Origin of the sequence: Nocardia sp. CA-136227 (genome assembly GCF_050955695.1) — a bacterium.
In the GTDB taxonomy this organism is placed as follows: Bacteria; Actinomycetota; Actinomycetes; order Mycobacteriales; family Mycobacteriaceae; genus Nocardia.
The window spans coordinates 4,724,195-4,740,745 of the sequence record NZ_CP192081.1; the positions used below are offsets into that span (position 1 = coordinate 4,724,195).

Sequence of the window (16,551 nt, forward strand, 5' to 3'; positions counted from 1 at the left end):
ACACGTCATGCCCGGCAATCTGGCGCGCACGCTGATCGCCTCGCACCTGGTGTCGGGTGCGATGACGCCGGGCACCGAGATCGCGATCCGGATCGATCAGACGCTGACCCAGGACGCCACCGGCACCGTGGTGATGCAGGAGCTCGAGGCCCTGGCCCTCGATCGCTCACGCACCGAGGTGAGCGTCCAGTACGTCGACCACAATCTGTTGCAGACCGACGAGAAGAACGCCGAGGACCACGAGTATCTCCGCACGGCCGCCCAGCGCTTCGGCCTGTGGTTCTCCAAGGCGGGCAACGGCGTCTCCCACCCCACCCATATGCAGCGTTTCGGGGTGCCAGGCAAGACGCTCGCGGGATCTGATTCGCACACGCCGGCGGCGGGCTCGCTGGGCATGCTCGCCATCGGCGTGGGCGGATTGGAAGTGGCGCTGGCCATCTCGGGTCAGCCGCTGCGCCTGCGGATGCCGAAGATCTGGGGTATCCGGCTCGAAGGCGAACTGCCGCAGTGGTGTTCGGCCAAGGACGTGATCCTGGAGATGCTGCGCCGGCACGGCGTCAGCGGCGGGATCGAGCGCATCATCGAATACCACGGGCCGGGCCTGGCGGGACTGTCCGCGATGGACCGGCATGTGATCGCGAACATGGGCGCCGAACTCGGCGCCACCACCACGGTTTTCCCGAGCGACGAGGCCGTCCACGCGTTCCTGCGCGCGGAGGGCCGCGAGGACGACTGGGTCGAACTGGCCGCCGACACCGACGCCGAATACGACATCGAGGAGACCATCGACCTGTCCACGCTCGAACCCCTCATCGCGCAACCGTCGTCGCCGGGCGCCGTGGTGCCGGTGCGCGAGGTGGCGGGCACCGAGATCGCGCAAGCGGTGATCGGGTCCAGCGCCAATCCCGGACTGCGTGACTTCGCCATGGCGGCGGCCATGGTGGCCGGGCGGCAGACCGTGCCGCAGGTCAGTTTCGACGTGAACCCCACCTCCCGGGAGATCCTCACGGATCTGACCCGGATGGGCGCGGTCACCGACCTGATCGAGGCGGGTGCGCGCATCCACCAGGCCGGATGCCTGGGCTGCATCGGCATGGGCCAGGCCCCCGCGGTGGGCCGCAATTCGCTGCGCACCATGCCGCGCAATTTCCCGGGCCGTTCGGGCACCAAGGAGGACTCGGTCTGGCTGTGCTCGCCGGAGACGGCGGCCGCCTCCGCGCTCACCGGTGTGATCACCGATCCGCGGGAGTGGGCGCGCACGGTCGGCATGGACTACCCGAAACTCGAACTGCCCGTGCGGGCCTCGGTCAATACGGCGATGCTGGTCCCCCCGCTCGAGCCCGAGCGGGCACGGCTGGTGCGGCCGGTGAAAGGGCCCAATATCTCCGGTCTGCCGGAATTGACACCGCTGCCGGACCGGATCATCGCGCCCGTGTTGTTGAAGGTCGGCGACGATATCTCCACCGACGCGATCTCCCCCGCCGGAGCCCGCGCCCTGCCCTACCGATCCAATATCCCCAAGCTGGCGATGTTCGCCTTCACCGCGATCGACGAGACCTATCCCGAACGGGCGCAGCGGGTTTCCGACACCGGGCACATCGTCGTCGCGGGCGAGAACTACGGTCAGGGTTCCTCACGCGAGCACGCGGCCATCGCACCCCGCTACCTCGGTCTGCGGGTGGTCATCGCCAAATCCTTCGCCCGCATCCATTGGCAGAACCTGGCCAACTTCGGTGTCCTGGCCCTCGAATTCGAGGATCCCACCGACTACGACCGTATCGACCGCGATGACGTGCTGCGACTGCTCGATCTGCACGCCATCGCCCGCGTCACCACGCTCGAGGTGCTCGATATGAGCAAGGAATCCACTTTCACCGTGCGACACCGGCTTTCGCCGCGTCAGGTGCGAGACGTCCTGGCCGGTGGCCTCATCCCCCGGCTCGCGGCGCGCGACCTCGCGTTTGAGGACGAGGACGCCGGGAACAGCGACGACATCAGCGCCTGCTGAGACAGCCTTCCGGAAAGGAATCACCATGCTGCGACGCATTGCCCACCCCCTGCTGGCGACCGCTTTCGTCGCCGACGGAATCGACACGCTCACCCACCCCGATCCCCGGATCAAGACCGCGAACGAGGCGGTGCGGCAGGGCGAGCAGCGGTTGCCGGCCAAGCTCGCGGCCTATCTGCCCGACGATCCGGCCACACTGGTCCGGATCAACGCGGCGGTCCGCGTCGGCGGCGGCGCGCTGCTGGCCCTGGGCAAACTGCCCCGGCTGTCCACCGCCGTGCTCGCCGCGACCGTGATCCCGGCGGCCCTGACCGAACCGGGGTTCTGGACCGAGGAGGACCCCGAACGGCGTTCGGCCCGGCGCAACGCGCTGCTCAAGGACGTGAGCCTGCTCGGCGGACTGCTCATCGCCTCGACCGATCGGCAGGGCAAACCGTCGCTCGGCTGGCGTGGCCGCCGGGCCCTGGAGAAGCTGCAGGCCGACGACTCCGCCCCCACCCGGCTCGCCGACGCCGCGAAGGTCCACGGACCCGAACTCGCCGCGGCGGTGCGGACCCGCGGTGAGCACCTGGCGGAGACCGCCCGCGAACGCGGACCCGAACTGGCCGCGGCGCTGCACGATCGCAGCGAGCGACTGGCCGACGCCGCCCAGCACCGCGGCGCGCAGCTCGCGGAATCCGCCCGCGAGCACGGACCCGAACTCGTTGCGGCACTGCACGATCGTGGCGAGCGACTGGCCGAGGCGGCCCAGCATCGCGGCACCCAACTCGCGGGTTCGGCCAGGGAACTCGGCGCACAATGGGGCGATGTCGCCGCCGACCGCGGTGGTCATCTCCTCGACACCGCCCGCGACCAGGGCGGCCACCTCGCCGAGAAAGCCAAGCGGCGCGGTGAGCGGCTCGCGGACGCGGCCCGCACCGCCGCCGACCACCGACGCTGAAGACAACCGAGCGCACTGAAAGGGCCCTCCGTCATGGCATCTCAGCACTCTCGCGCCCGCTGGCCGGTCGTGGCCGTGACGGCGGCCGCGCTCGCCGTGGGTTGCTCGAACAGCACCGAACCCGGTGTTCCGGGAACCGGTTCGCCGCAGCAGAGCTCCGGGTCACCGACCATCTCCGCGAACGCCGCCAAGCAGCTGTGCGACATGATGCGGCCCGAAGTCGACAAGTGGCGCGCCGAGGGCCCCACCGAGGCCCGGCTGAAATTCAATATCACCGTGCAGGATTGGGCGCTGCGCAACAATGGCGTCAATATCGCGGTGATGCGCAATCGCTCGGTCATCGACCAAACCACCACCGCCGCGTGCCCGGACGTGCGGGACGCGGCGGTGCAGGCGATCCGGATGCCGGATCTGGCCTCGGGTCTGGCAGGATTCTGATCAGATGGCCAGCGCCTCGGCGCGCAGCCGGCCGAGGGTCTTCGCCAGGATGCGTGACACCTGCATCTGCGAGACCCCCAGCCGCTGCGCGATCTGGTTCTGGGTCATCGAGTCGAAGAAGCGCATGGTGAGCACCCGCCGCTCCCGTTCGGGCAGTTCCGCGATGAGCGGGCAGACGGCGAGGTACTGGTCGACGTGTTCGAAGCCGGGCTCTTCGGCCCCCAGCGCGTCCAGCATGGCCAGCGGAGTGTTTTCCCCGTCATCGGGACAGGCGGCTTCCAGCGACGAGCTCTGGTAGGCGTTGGCGGCCAGCAAGGCCTGGGTCAGCTCGGACTGGTCCACCTCCAGTTCGGCGGCCAGTTCGCGCGCCTTGGGCATGCGGCCCAGGCGCTGGGCGAGGATTTCGACGGCGGCGCCGACGCGGATCTGGGTCTCCTTGACCCGGCGCGGTACGCGCACGGCCCACGTGCTGTCGCGGAAGTACCGTCTGACCTCGCCCATGATGGTCGGCACCGCGAAGGACAGGAACCGCGAACCACGCTCGACGTCGAACCGGTCGATGGATTGCACCAGCCCGAGCCGGGCCACCTGCACCAGGTCCTCGAACGCCTCGCCGCGCCCGGAGAACTTGCGCGCGATGTGGTCGGCCAGTGGCAGACACCGGTCGATCGCCTCTTCGCGCAAGGCCTTTCGCTCGGGAGCATCGGTTTCCACGGCGACGGCAAGCTGTTTCAGCAGCGGCTCGATATCGTCATAGCTGTCACCCGTCATCGGTATCACCCCGTATTCGGCTGAACTGCATAACAATGGTGTACCCATTTCGGCCGCTGGGGAACCCGTTTTCACCGGCCGACTGCGGTGTTCACCGCATCATCGCGCGATCCGCCAGGTCAGAGACGTATTGCCACAGAATGATTCGCACGGACCCATGCGACACCTCATCGTGCTCCAGGGGCGTTTGACGGCCGATTCAGCGGGAACTGCGGGAATGTCACAATCGCTCCCCACAAAGGAATAATCATGATCGTCCTGGGCCTCGTAATACTGATCCTGGGAATTATCTTCGGCATCCATATCCTCACCACCATCGGGGTCATCCTGATGCTGATCGGCGCGGTCGCCTGGCTCCTCGGCGCGGCCGGACGCCCGATCGGCCGACGCTCCCACTATTGGTGATCCGGTCAGCGATTGGTGAACTCCCTTACACCAGCATGCATTTCACCCGTCACACGACAGTGGGCCGGCCGCAGCCGCTTTCCGGAGCGGCCGGCGAATTGTCCTCGCCGATGGCAGGACTCGCGCGACGGTTCCACCGCGTCGGCCGCATCGATCGCGCCGTCACCGCCGCGGTCGCGCGCATACCCGCCTCCGCGCTGGATTCGGGCCTGCTGCGGCTGACCCGCGGCGCGGATTTCGGCGCGCTCTGGCTGGTCATCGCCCTCACGTTGGGAACCCGTGGCGGCGAGTACCGGCGGGCCGCGATCCGTGGCGTCGCCGCCCTCGCCGCCACGGAGGCGATCGTGAACGGCGGTCTCAAGCCGATCATCACGCGCCGCCGCCCCGCCGCCGAGCTGCTGCCCGCATCTCGGCGATTGGACCCGCGGCCCGTCTCGTCGTCGTTCCCCTCGGGCCACAGTGCCGCGGCGGCCGCGTTCGCCACGGCGGTCGCGGTCGAGACTCCCCGGGCCGCAGCGGGTCTCGTCCCGCTGGCGGGACTCGTCGCCTACTCGCGGGTGCATACCGGCGTGCACTGGGGCAGTGATGTGCTCGCGGGCGCGGTGATCGGTTCGACCATCGCCCTGGCCACCCGGCACTGGTGGCCGGCCCCGGCGCCGGCGACCGCCCGCGAGCGGCATCAGGGCACGCCCGCGCTTGCCGACGGGAACGGCCTGCTGGTGCTGGTCAACCCGGCAGCGGGTGATCCGTCCGTCGATCCGTGCGAGGTTCTCGCGGCGCTGTTGCCCGCGGCCACCCTCGTCCGCACCGAACCGGGCGACGATCCCGCCCGGCGGCTGGAACTGGCGTTCCGCGCCTGCGTTCCGCGGCCGATGGCACTGGGTGTCGCGGGCGGTGACGGCACCCTCGCCGCGGCGGCCACGGTCGCCCTGCGGCGCGGTCTGCCCCTGGCGGTGTTCCCCACGGGCACCCGCAATCATTTCGCCCGCGATCTGGGTGTGCGCGACACGGCCGAGGCGGCCGCGGCCGTCGAATCCGGCGATGCCGTGGAAGTCGACATCGCGCGCGTCCGCTTCGACGACGAGGACGGAGAGCGCACCCGGCACGTGCTCAACGTGGCGAGTGTGGGCGCCTACCCGGACATGGTGCGGCTGCGGCGGAGATGGCGTTCGCGATGGGGTCGGCGGCTGGCCTTCGCGGCCGCGTCGGTGGCCGCGGTGGGCCGGGCCCGGCCCCTCACGGTGGAGGTCGACGGTGAGCGCCGCCGGGTGTGGGTCCTGTTCTTCGGCAACGGTTCCTATCATCCGCGGCGCTCCACCCCGGCCGTTCGCGACCATCTCGCGGCGGGGCTGCTCGACATCCGATGGCTACGCGCCGACGGGCCGTGGTCCCGTCCCCGGATCATCCTGGCGGCCGGGCTCGCGGCCCTGGGACGCACCCGCCTGTACGGCGAATGCCGCCGGCCCGAGCTGACCGTCCGGCTCACCACGCGCGAACCCCTCGCCGCCGACGGCGAGGTGATCGGCACGGCCACCCGGATTCACATGACGGTGGCCGGGCGCCTCACGGTGTATCGCCTCATTCCGGCTCCGCGTCGTCCTTCCGTTGCCGGGTGAATTCCACGACCACCGGGTATCCGCGTTGTACGACGTCGAACTCGTCGGTGTCGACAGTTATCGAATCGGTCAGGGATTCCACGAAATGCCAGCCGAAACTGTGCTCGATCAGGCCGCCGCCGGTGCCGATCACCGACGTCACGCGAATCCGGACCCGCTGCTCGTCGTAACGGAATTCGCAGTCGAGTCCGGCCGACGGCACGGCCGCCAGGATCATCGCGGTCGCCACCTGATCCAGCGCGACCCGCATGTCGATGGCCACGTCGATGGTGAAATCGGCTGTGAGCATGACGGTTTCGGCTATCGCGCGCAACATTTCCAGGTGTCCGGCGTCGGCGCGCACCCGTACCCCCACGTCACCGGACAATCGCGGTGATTCCGGCTCCGCGTTGTCGGTGCGTATGCGCGCCTTGCCATCACCCAGTGGCGATTCACTCATCACTCACCACCCATCCAGCCCCCATCGCGATCTTTCCCCCGCAATGTTCGCTTACCCGATGCTGCCGGAGGGAAACCGCCCAAAAGTCAGGATTATCGGAGCGGGAGCACGCGGTTCAAGAAGTCCTGAGCCTCGGAGTCGGCGAATTTCAGGATGGTGAAGTGGGTGGCGGGGGCGTGCAGCACCAATTGACTGTCCGTACCGGCCGACCGGAGCTGTTGTAGCAGCAGCACGGTGGTCGGAACGGGCTGAATGGTGTCGGATCCGCCCTGCAGCAGGACGACCGGACCGCGGTACCCGGTGGCGGGCACCGACAGGTAGTCCCGCAGCGCCGAAATGACCGAATCGGGCAGGGCGGTGGTGAACAACTGGCCGACCGACTTGCCCGTGACGGCCGCCTCCAGGGAAGCCAGGCAATCGTTTCCGGCCCGCGCGATGGCGAGGACTTCGTGGCCGTGCGGTGACAGGTAGTCGGTGACGCCGAGTTCGGGGCGGGCGTGATCGAGGCCCGCGAGGATCATGACGAGCCGGGCGTGCAGGCCGTCGAGGCCGGGGAGCACGGGCACGCCCGGACGGCTCAGCACGGCGATGATGTCCTCGACATTGCTGGTCGGCGCGTAGGCGAGGGTGCCGCGCAGATCGAGGTCCGGCGCGTAGCCCGCGGCCATCCCGGCCGCGGCGAGCACCGACTGCCCGCCGATGGAATGCCCGGCCAGCACGAAGGATTCGGACAGCCCGGCATCCACGACGTGGCCCGCGCGCACGATGTCGAGGACCGCGTGGCCCGCCGCGCGCCCGGCCAGATACTCGTAGACGCCGTCCGCGCCCAGGCCGATGTAGTCGCTCGCGGCCACCACGTAGCCGCGCGCCAGATACGTTGACAGCTGCGGTGTCTCGTCGAACTTGTCCGCCATGCCGCCATTGATGGTAGGCGCGCAGCCGGCCGTCATGCCGCTGGTCCCGTGCGCCCACGACACCATCGGCCGACCGCCCGCCGGGGTCGCGCCTTCGGGCACATAGATCGTGCCGCCACTGACCTCCGCCTCGCCGTTCTGGCCGGTCGTCCGGTACGTGATGCGATACCCGCTCGCCGCGCCGGGAATCAGTTCGCCGGCGTCAAGGGGCCGTGACGATACGACCGCGCCCGGCGCTCCTCCGGTATCCGGTTGCGCCACAGCCGATCCGGTCGCCGCGGCCGAGGACAGGGCGGCGATCGCCGCCAGGATCAGGTATCGCACGGGAAGCTCCTCCGGGACGAGTCGCCGACGCCCGTCGACGACTTTGCGAACACGTTCCGAAAGTAGCATCCGCAGGTCACGCTGTCGAGAGCGGAACAGGGCATGATGGCAGACATGTCCCGACCGACCGCCTCCTCCGGCCGCACCGGCCGCCCGCCCGTCACGTCCCGCACGGAGATCCTGACCGCGGCCCGCCGGTTGATCGACCGCGACGGCTGGGAGCGGCTCACCATTCGCGGCCTGGCCGCCGAGGCCGGAATCGGCGCGACCACGGTCTACCGCCACGTCCAGGACAAGGAGGATCTGCTGGTCCTGCTGCTCAACCACTACGCCGATCAGACCGAACGCCCGGAGCTGCCCGAGGATCCGCGGGACCGGATCGTCGCGGCCGCCACCGCCATGCACGATCTGCTGGCGAGCTGGCCCTGGGCCGCGGAGGTCCTCACCGTGGACGGTTTCGTCGGCCTGCTCGACGAATCCGCGCTGTGGACGGTCGAATCCATCCTCGCGGCCGCCGAATCCAGCGGCCGCACCCCCGAGCAGGCCGCCTACATCTTCCGCTCGATCTGGTACTACACCGTCGGCGAGATCCTGGTCCGCACCCACTCCCAGCGCCGCGGCGGCCCGGCCGCCTCCGGCCGCGCCGCCTTCGGCGATCTCGATCCCGATCGCGTTCCCCGGCTGGCCGCGATCGGCGAACGCTGGCCCGCCCTGGCCGCCCGCGACACCTACGGCCAGGGCTTGCGCGCCTGTGTCGACGGCCTGCTGGCCCAGACCGGCCCCGCCGAATCGTGATGCCGCACGACCGGTTCCGGCCCCGATCCCCCGCCGCGGGTGACCGCTAGAGTGCGGACATGCCGGAAAAGATCATCCGTAACACGTTCACCGTCCCCGCCTCCCCCGAGGCCGTCTACGACCACCTGATCCGGCCCGAGAACTACATCGGTCTCTCCCCGCTGGTCGTCGCCGTCGAGGACGTCCAGGACGGTTCCTACCTCGCCGTCGAACGCTTCCGCTTCCTGGGCCTGAAGCACGACAACCGCATTCGCGTCGCCCTGCTCGGCACACCCGGGACAGCGGTCTGGGGCGAGGTCGACAGCCCCGGCGGCGTCCGCATGGGCTACCGCTTCGACCTGACCCCCACCGCCGAGGGCACCCGCGTCGACGACGAGCTGCGCCTGCGAACCCCCATCGGCCTCATGGCCTTCGCCTCCGGTCAGGCCCGCAAGGTCCAGCTCGCCCGCGCGGGCATCCTCGCCGACCGCCTCGCGGCCGTCTAGGGCTTGAAGCCGACGCCGCCGGCGATGCAGTGGCGGACCGGGCTCAGCGGCGTGAGTTGCGGACCGTCGGGCCACCATTCGTCGCATAGGACGAGGCCGGGTTCGATCATGGTGAGATTGCCGAACAGGGCGTGGATCTCGTCGCGGGTGCGGAAGCGGCCCGAGCCCATGGGGCTGTGCACGAACTTCTCCTCCATCTTGCGCGCCAAGTCGCTGTGTTCGGCGGTCTCCGGGTCGAGGAAATGGGCGATGGCCACATACGAGCCGGAGGGCAGCACATCGAGGTAGCTGCGCATCACGGCGGCGACATCGTCGGCGGCGTAGTGGTGAAGGGTGCCGATCTGGAACAGCGCGATCGGACGGCTGAAGTCCAGTTCCTCACGGATATCGGGGTGTTTGACCACCTCGAACGGACGGAAGATATCGGCTTCGACGATAGTGGTGCGCGGATTGCCCGCCAGCAGGGCGCGCGCGTGCGCCAGCACCATGGGGTCGTTGTCCACGTAGACCACCGAGGAACCCGGGTCCACGCGCTGCACGACCTGGTGGGTGTTCTCCGCGGTGGGCAGCCCCGAACCGAGGTCCAGATATTGGTCGATGCCCGCCTCCTTGGCCAGGAAGCGGCATACGCGGATCAGGAAATCCCGGTTCGCCCAGGCCAATTCGGCGACCCCGGGCGCGACCTCGCGCACCTGGTCCAGGACCGCGCGGTCGACTTCGAAATTGTCCTTACCGTTCAATGCGGCGTCGTAGACGCGGGCGATGCTGGCGCGTGTGGTGTCCACCCCAACCGGCGCCGCACTCGGGTAACTCTGCACTGACTCGGACATCTCACGCTCCCCTGACAATCGATTCGCTCCGGCCCCGGCCCACAGCAAGTCTGTCGCATACGCGATGATTTGGGACCGGATCGCCAGGTCCGCGCCGAATCGGTAGGGTGCGGCCGTGGATACAGCGGAATTCGTTCAGCGCGGCAGCACCATCGTGGACCGGTTGTCCACGACGCAGACCCCGCCGCCGTGGCAGCTGGTGGTGGGCACCGGCGTGGTGGCGCTGATACTGGTGGCGTTCCGCCCGACGTGGCGCATTCTGCGCAATGCGGTCACCATCGCCCACGAGGGCGGGCACGCGTTCACCGCGCTGCTGACCGGCCGCCGCCTCAATGGCATCCGATTGCATTCCGACACTTCGGGACTCACCGTGTCGAGCGGCAAACCCTATGGGCTCGGCATGATCCTGACCATGGCGGCCGGGTATCCGGCGCCGGCGCTGCTGGGGCTGGCCTACGCCGCGCTGCTGGGCGCGCACCGCATCACCCTCATGCTGTGGTTGACCATCGCGCTGCTGCTGGTGCTGCTACTCAAGATCCGCAACTGGTACGGCCTGCTGTCGCTGCTGGTGACCGGCGGCGTGGTGTTCGCGGTGTCCTGGTTCGGCAGCGACACCACCCAGGCGGCGCTGGCGTACGCGGCGTCCTGGTTCCTGCTGCTGGCCGCGGTGCGCCCGGTGATCGAGTTGCAGCGCAATCGCGCGCACGAGCCGAATTCCGACGCCGACCAGCTGGCCCACCTGACCAGGATCCCGGGCCTGCTGTGGGTGCTGGCCTTCGGCGCGATTGCGCTGTGCTCGCTGGTCCTCGGGGCGCGCCTGCTGCTGGCCGACGTGTCGGGGGTGTGTGTGCCGCCGCTCACGCACAGCACCTGCGCGGCGTCAACCGCCGGGTGAGCATTGTCCCACCTCAGGGCGAGAGTGGTATCGCTGCAAGGATTCTGGCCAACGGGGACTACCATTCGGTTTGCACCGTCCGGGTGATCGGAAACACCGGATTTGCCCGGATCTCGGCCCGCTCGTACCACCGGCGGGCGTTCGACCGTTGCGGCTAGGAGGGTTTGGGGATGGACAGACCGGAATGGGCACCGGAAGGCGTCGACATGAACCGGGCGAGCCCGGCGCGCATGTACGACGCGCTGCTGGGCGGCTCGCACAACTTCGAGGTCGACCGGCAGGCCGCGGAGGCGGGTAAAGCGCTGGTCCCGGACCTGCCGCGACTGGCCTTGAGCAATCGCGCGTTCCTGCGCCGCGCGGTGCGGTACCTGGTGGACCAGGGCGTGCGGCAGTTCCTCGACATCGGGTCGGGCATCCCGACCGCGGGCAATGTGCACGAGGTGGCGCAGGCGATCGACCCGGAGTGCCGGGTGCTCTACGCCGATATCGACCCCGTGGCCGTGGCGCACGCGCGCGCCATCCTGAAGGGCAATGACCGGACCGCCGCGATCGAGGCCGATCTGCGCGAGCCCGAGGCGCTGCTCGCCCAGGCCCGCGGGACCGGCATCATCGATTTCGACCAGCCGGTCGGAGTTCTCCTCATCGCGGTCCTGCACCTGATGAGCGACGACTATTCCCCCGCCGACAAGGTCGACGCCCTCTACGACGCGGTGCCGGCCGGCAGCTACCTGGCCCTGTCGCACCTCACCTCGGCCACTCGCCCCGACGACGCCGCCAAACTGGTGGAGAACTCGCGCGACGTCAGCAGGATCGGCCTGCAGTTCCGGACCCGCGAGCAAATCGCGGCCCTGTTCGGCAAGTGGGAGCCGATCGAGCCGGGTGTGGTGGAATTGCCGTTGTGGCGGCCGGAATCCGACCGTGACCAGCACGAGGCGCCCGGCCGATCACTCGGTCTGGCGGGTGTGGGCCGCAAGGCCTGAGCAGGGGCACGAGGCAGGGGCAGGGGGTAGGCGGTGGGAGCACACGAGCTGGCGGTCCGATGGGCCGACGCTCTCGAGGGCGCGGTGGCGCCGACGATCACCCGGTCGCAGGTCGAGCAGTTGCTCGACGGGTTCGGCGACCGGCTGATCGCGGCGGTGCGCGGCACCGAGGACATGTCGGTGGCCCGGGACGCCGCCCGCGCCCTGGTGGGCGCCAACTACCGGGATCCGTTGACCGTGCACCGGTCGGTCCTGGTGCTGTGCAAGGACCTGGTCACCGACGCCTGCCCGGACCCCGGCTGCGAGGACTACTGGCCGGTGCGCGATCGCGCGATCGAGCTGGCCGCCGAGTTCGCGGCCGAGTTCACCGCCGGACTGCGCAATGTGGCGTTGTCGGAACAGGAGAAGACCCTGACCGCGGCGCTGACCGCCGCGCGCGAGGCCGACGCCCGCAGGCAGCTGTCCGAGGCCCGCTTCCAGGCCATCTTCGAGGGCGCGTCGGTGGGCATCGGCACGGTCGACATCACCACCGGGCAGGTGGTCGACGTCAACAACGCCATGGCCGAGACCCTGGGCGTCCCGGCCGGGCAGATGCCGGGCCGTCCGGTGGCCGACATACTGGGCCCGATCAATATCGGCGAGGCGTTCGGTCTCTTCCAGCGTTTACTGTCCGGCGAGATCGACCGCTTCCGCTTCGAGACCGAACACACCAAACCCGACGGTTCGCACACAATCATCGACCTGTCCATGACGGTGGTCCGCGACAGCGATGGCAAGCCGCGCTTCCTGGTCGGGGTCACCGTGGACGTCACCGACCGCAAGGAACTGGCCGACCGGCTCTGGTACGACGCCCACCACGACTCGCTGACCGGTCTGCCGAACCGGCTGCTGTTCTTCGACCGGCTCGCGGCCGCCACCGGCCAGGTGGGCGTCTGCTACCTGGACCTGGACGGCTTCAAGGAGGTCAACGACCGCCGCGGCCACACCGCGGGCGATCAGGTGCTGTGCGAGGTGGCCCAGCGGCTGCGCCAGGCCGTGCCGCCGCACGGGGTGGCGGCCCGGCTGGGCGGCGACGAGTTCATCGTGCTGGTCGAAAGCTGCTCGGGCCCGGAGGAATTGGACTCGGTGTCCGAGGACCTGCTGGCCGCGCTGCACGACCCCTTCGATGTGGCGGGACTGTCGGTGCGGGTGGGCGCGAGTATCGGGACCGCGCTGGTGGACACCGACTCCACCGCCGTCGACGAGCTCATGCACGCCGTGGACACCGCCATGTACCGCGACAAGGCGCTGCGGCACGGTCGGTGAGACCGCGCCGCACAGCCGCTAGATCACGAACGGCACCAGGGCCTTTCGCTCCGCGGGGTAGTCGGAGAACTTCTCGCGGTACCAGGTGTGGGTGGCGAAGGCCCGGGGCACCAGATTGCCGAAGGTGATCAGGAAGATGACCACGCCCGGCAGCGCCCAGGTGAGGATGGCGAACCCGGCCCACGCGATGAGCTCGCCGAGATACGTGGGGCTGGTGACGAATCGGAAGCCCAGACCGAACGGAATCTTGTATTCCGTTGCGCCCGGATTGTTCTTATCGCGAAGATTCCGCACGATCCACTCGGAACTGGTGAGCAGCGCGAAACCGCTGAGGTAGATGATCGATCCGATGATGAATCGCGGGTCGGTCAACCAGCCGGTGCCGTACTGACCGAAGTAGTCGTGGCTGAACAGCGCGCCGTTGAGGTAGCCGTGCATGGCGGTGACGAACATGCCCATGCCGAGCACCGAGATGTTGAAACTGCTGGTCTTGCCGGGCACTTGGCGAATGGAAAGGGGGAAGAACCAGCCGCGGTTGGCGTAGTGGAGAATCCAGATGGCCGCCAGCACCAGGGAAGTCGGCTCGAAACGGTGCGGCCCGCTCAGGTACGCGACCGCGAAGACCACGGTGGCCGGAATCTCCATCAACCACCAGCCGAGTTTCGGGTTCAGGTTCAGTCCGAGCTTGGCGGTGGCGAACCGACCGTACGGGCTCTGCTGGAACAGGCCCCCGATCAGGACGAAGGCAGCGAAACCGAAGGCGATCGTCAGCACGGTGTCGTAGACGGTATTGCCGGTGTACCAGTTCATTCGTGGCCCTTCAGGTGAAAAACTAGAACAGGTTCTACCACAGCCCGAGCCCGACCGGTACCCAACGGCGGGCGTGGACGGTGACCGGCGGGTAGGTTGGCGAGAACCCCGGAGGGAGGCAAGGTGGGTTCGCAGGGATGGGATGTGCTGATTCAGTGGATGCCGTTTTTTCTCGAGGAGGACGAGGACGCGGACGAATCGGGACTCGGCTGGAATCCCCGTTTCATTCAGGTCCGTGACGAACTCACCGGCCGCCGAGCGCATTTCGCGCAACAGGGCACCGAGATCGAGGTGCTGGTCGCGGTCCCGGAGAACGCCGACGAGGCCGACCGGTTGCTCCGCGTGATCGGCGAGCAGTCCGACGGCACCTGGGATCCGGTCCCGCTGCCGTCCGAATCCGATGCCACCGCACCGGATCCGCAGTGGCGGGCCATGCAGCGCGTGCACCAGCAGCCCCGCCTGGCGCGGGAGTGGAGCACCGGCTGGCAGCGCGAGGAATCGGTCGACCACCGCCGCGGCGTCGCCGAATCCGTGGTCACCGTGCTGCGCGACGGGCTCGGGATGGACGGCGGCCGGTTGCGCTTCGCCACCTGGAGCATGGACGCGCCCGGCACCGGCAGCTACGGCCTGCCCGCCGACCGGCCCAGCGAACGCGGCAAGCCCGTGGTGTGCACGGACTGGGACGATTTCGAGGCGCGGCTGGCCTGGGCGCTGACCACCCTGCCCTGGGACGGCGTCATCAACCTCAGCACCCCGCACCCCGGCCCGGACCCGTGCTTCGTCCAATTCCTGCACGGCAGGCAGCTTTTCAACGAGGCCAGCGGCTGGGACGTGGCCGGACTCGGCGCGAGCGAGTTCGACCGCCGCATGCGCGAGCTGGGCTGGAGCTTCGCCCCGCACAGCGTGCCCGGCGGGGCGGCGCTCATCTGGGAGGGGCCGCTGGCCAAGGCCGGATTCAATCCGAGCCTGTGCGGCGCGCCGCGGCGGACGGTGAAGACCTTCACCGAGGTGTTCACCGTCGGGCATCCGCAGGATCTGGTGTTCCGGGCCTTCCGCAACGGTCGCCGCCGGGATCCGGAATTACGTTATCTGGATATCGAACTCGGGATTCCGCGCGACGTGCGGTGAGCCGCGCGGCATCGTGTCAGGGGCGGCCCGAGGACGGCCTCAGAGGCGACGCAGGTGGATCGGCAGTCCGTCCGCGGGTGTCGGTCCGGTTCCGGCGATGAGGGGCACCTCGTAGCCGTCCGGCACGCTCCAGCGGTACCCGAGCAGCATCCGGTGCATGGTCGCCTTGACCGTCATGCCGCCGAAGTACCGGCCGATGCACTTGTGCGCGCCGCCGCCGAAGGGCGGCCAGGCGAAGCGGTGCGACTTGTCCTCGGCGCGCGCGGGATCGAACCGCTCGGGATCGAAGGTGTCCGGATCGTGCCAATACTCCGCATTGCGCATCATGGAGTACGGACCGACCATGAGCAGCGCGCCCTTGGGGATGAAATAGCCCGCGATCTCGGTGTCCTCCAGGGCTTCTCGCACCATCTGCCCGACCGGGGCGTACATGCGCAGCGTCTCGCGGAAGGCCATCTCCAGGGCGGGCAGCCGGTCCAGGTCGGCGTAATCGAGGGTCTGCTTGCCCAGCGCCGTCGACTCCGCGCGCAGCCGCTCCTGCCACTCCGGGTGGCGGCCCAGCTCGTAGGCCAGCATGGAGATGGCCAGGGTGCTGGTGTCGTGGGCGGCCATCATCACGAAGATCATGTGGTCGACGATGTCGGCGTCGGTGAAGGACTCGCCGTCCTCGGTCTCGGCGTGGCAGAGCACGCTGAACAGGTCCTGGCCGTCACCGGCCCGCTTGGCGGGCAGCTCGCGGCGGAAGTAGTCTTCGAGCAGCCGGCGGCCGCGCAGGCCCCGATTCCACACGCCGCCGGGCATATTCGTGCGGACGATGGCCTTGCCGCCGTGCACGGCGTCCTCGAAGGCGTGGGAGAGGGCGGTGGCCTCGGGGCCGAGTTCCGCGCCCGCGAACACCACGGTGGCCTGTTCCAGCAGCATCCGCTTGACGTGGTCGTAGAGCGGGAAGTCGGGGGCGGGCAGCCAGGAGTCGACGCCGCGCACGATGCGGGGCGTGGTCAGCTCCAGGTAGCCGATCAGCCGGGGCCGGGTGAACGCCTGCTGCAGGATCCGCCGGTGGTAGCTGTGATCGTCGAAGTCGCGCAACAGGATTCCGCCGCGGAAGAACGGGCCGATCAGGAACTCCCAGCCGCGTTGCGCGGACAGCACATGCTTGCGGTCGAGCAGCACCTCCTCGGTGGCGGCGGGGCTGCCGATGCCGACCACCTGCCGGCCGAACACGCCCATCCACTGAACCGGGCCGTAGCGGCGCATGCGCTCCCGGCTGAAGGTCAGCGGATCGGCGAGGGTGCTCACCACGTAGCCGATGCCGGGCGGGCCGTAATCGCCCATCACCGGTTTCAGCCCGCTGCCGGGCGGCGGCGCGGCCAGCGGTCGCGGCACGGTGGGGTACCGCTGCAGCACCCCGGCGGCCCGGCATTGAATTCGATGATTCACCACGGCTTTTCGTACAGCCATGCCTCCACGG

General features: G+C 69.2%; 17 protein-coding genes. 11 read left to right on the plus strand and 6 right to left on the minus strand.

Annotated elements, in window-relative coordinates; translation table 11 throughout:
• The first annotated feature begins 7 nt into the window (after positions 1–7).
• Genes ACQP06_RS21770 through ACQP06_RS21780 form a run of 3 tightly spaced genes read left to right on the plus strand, consistent with a single transcriptional unit; the run spans position 8 to position 3,386 of the window.
• A complete protein-coding gene (locus ACQP06_RS21770; protein WP_433666335.1) occupies positions 8–2,008 on the plus strand; it encodes an aconitate hydratase in 2,001 nt (666 codons plus the stop codon).
• A 25-nt stretch (positions 2,009–2,033) separates the two neighbouring features.
• Positions 2,034–2,948, plus strand: coding sequence for a DoxX family protein (locus tag ACQP06_RS21775; RefSeq protein WP_433666336.1), 915 nt, complete (start codon positions 2,034–2,036; stop codon positions 2,946–2,948).
• A 33-nt stretch (positions 2,949–2,981) separates the two neighbouring features.
• Positions 2,982–3,386 (plus strand): hypothetical protein, encoded by a 405-nt coding sequence (locus tag ACQP06_RS21780; RefSeq protein WP_433666337.1) that lies wholly within the window; start codon positions 2,982–2,984, stop codon positions 3,384–3,386.
• Here ACQP06_RS21780 and ACQP06_RS21785 read toward each other — a convergent pair whose 3' ends face one another.
• On the minus strand, positions 3,387–4,157 hold the full coding sequence (locus tag ACQP06_RS21785; RefSeq protein ID WP_433666338.1) for an RNA polymerase sigma factor SigF: 771 nt from the start codon (positions 4,155–4,157) through the stop codon (positions 3,387–3,389).
• Between the two features lie 249 nt (positions 4,158–4,406).
• Here ACQP06_RS21785 and ACQP06_RS21790 point away from each other — a divergent pair, with 249 nt between their 5' ends.
• Both ACQP06_RS21790 and ACQP06_RS21795 read left to right on the plus strand, forming a co-directional pair.
• Complete coding sequence (locus ACQP06_RS21790) at positions 4,407–4,562, plus strand: hypothetical protein (protein ID WP_433666339.1); 156 nt, start codon at positions 4,407–4,409, stop codon at positions 4,560–4,562.
• A gap of 110 nt (positions 4,563–4,672) precedes the next feature.
• Positions 4,673–6,178 carry a bifunctional phosphatase PAP2/diacylglycerol kinase family protein gene (locus ACQP06_RS21795; protein ID WP_433666340.1) on the plus strand — a complete coding sequence of 502 codons (1,506 nt, stop codon included), beginning with the start codon at positions 4,673–4,675 and terminating at the stop codon, positions 6,176–6,178.
• Here the strand turns inward: ACQP06_RS21795 and ACQP06_RS21800 are convergent.
• On the minus strand, positions 6,141–6,617 hold the full coding sequence (locus tag ACQP06_RS21800; protein WP_433666341.1) for an anti-sigma factor: 477 nt from the start codon (positions 6,615–6,617) through the stop codon (positions 6,141–6,143). The genes ACQP06_RS21795 and ACQP06_RS21800 overlap by 38 nt on opposite strands.
• A 92-nt stretch (positions 6,618–6,709) precedes the next feature.
• Positions 6,710–7,855 (minus strand): lipase family protein, encoded by a 1,146-nt coding sequence (locus ACQP06_RS21805; RefSeq protein ID WP_433666342.1) that lies wholly within the window; start codon positions 7,853–7,855, stop codon positions 6,710–6,712.
• Between the two features lie 114 nt (positions 7,856–7,969).
• On the opposite strand from ACQP06_RS21805, the gene ACQP06_RS21810 reads away from it, so the two are divergent.
• Positions 7,970–8,650 carry a TetR/AcrR family transcriptional regulator gene (locus tag ACQP06_RS21810; RefSeq protein ID WP_433666343.1) on the plus strand — a complete coding sequence of 227 codons (681 nt, stop codon included), beginning with the start codon at positions 7,970–7,972 and terminating at the stop codon, positions 8,648–8,650.
• Between the two features lie 59 nt (positions 8,651–8,709).
• Complete coding sequence (locus ACQP06_RS21815) at positions 8,710–9,135, plus strand: SRPBCC family protein (protein ID WP_433666344.1); 426 nt, start codon at positions 8,710–8,712, stop codon at positions 9,133–9,135.
• Here ACQP06_RS21815 and ACQP06_RS21820 read toward each other — a convergent pair.
• On the minus strand, positions 9,132–9,965 hold the full coding sequence (locus ACQP06_RS21820) for an SAM-dependent methyltransferase (RefSeq protein WP_433666345.1): 834 nt from the start codon (positions 9,963–9,965) through the stop codon (positions 9,132–9,134). The two genes, ACQP06_RS21815 and ACQP06_RS21820, sit on opposite strands and share 4 nt — an antisense overlap.
• 115 nt (positions 9,966–10,080) lie before the next feature.
• Between ACQP06_RS21820 and ACQP06_RS21825 the strand changes: the two genes are divergently transcribed.
• The 3 genes from ACQP06_RS21825 to ACQP06_RS21835 all read left to right on the plus strand — a co-directional run bounded on the left by ACQP06_RS21825 (position 10,081) and on the right by ACQP06_RS21835 (position 13,145).
• Positions 10,081–10,860 (plus strand): M50 family metallopeptidase, encoded by a 780-nt coding sequence (locus tag ACQP06_RS21825; protein ID WP_357084602.1) that lies wholly within the window; start codon positions 10,081–10,083, stop codon positions 10,858–10,860.
• Positions 10,861–11,030: 170 nt separating this feature from the next.
• A complete protein-coding gene (locus tag ACQP06_RS21830; RefSeq protein ID WP_433666346.1) occupies positions 11,031–11,840 on the plus strand; it encodes an SAM-dependent methyltransferase in 810 nt (269 codons plus the stop codon).
• A 33-nt stretch (positions 11,841–11,873) separates the two neighbouring features.
• Positions 11,874–13,145, plus strand: a complete 1,272-nt coding sequence (locus ACQP06_RS21835) for a diguanylate cyclase domain-containing protein (protein ID WP_433666347.1) — start codon at positions 11,874–11,876, stop codon at positions 13,143–13,145.
• Between the two features lie 18 nt (positions 13,146–13,163).
• Here the strand turns inward: ACQP06_RS21835 and ACQP06_RS21840 are convergent, their stop codons facing one another.
• Positions 13,164–13,955 carry a 3-oxo-5-alpha-steroid 4-dehydrogenase gene (locus tag ACQP06_RS21840; RefSeq protein WP_433666348.1) on the minus strand — a complete coding sequence of 264 codons (792 nt, stop codon included), beginning with the start codon at positions 13,953–13,955 and terminating at the stop codon, positions 13,164–13,166.
• Between the two features lie 159 nt (positions 13,956–14,114).
• Here ACQP06_RS21840 and ACQP06_RS21845 point away from each other — a divergent pair, with 159 nt between their 5' ends.
• Positions 14,115–15,083 (plus strand): TY-Chap domain-containing protein, encoded by a 969-nt coding sequence (locus ACQP06_RS21845; RefSeq protein ID WP_433666349.1) that lies wholly within the window; start codon positions 14,115–14,117, stop codon positions 15,081–15,083.
• Between the two features lie 39 nt (positions 15,084–15,122).
• On the opposite strand, the gene ACQP06_RS21850 is transcribed toward ACQP06_RS21845, so the two are convergent.
• Positions 15,123–16,541: a cytochrome P450 gene (locus ACQP06_RS21850; protein ID WP_433666350.1), complete on the minus strand. Its 1,419-nt coding sequence runs from the start codon at positions 16,539–16,541 to the stop codon at positions 15,123–15,125.
• Positions 16,542–16,551: the final 10 nt, after the last annotated feature.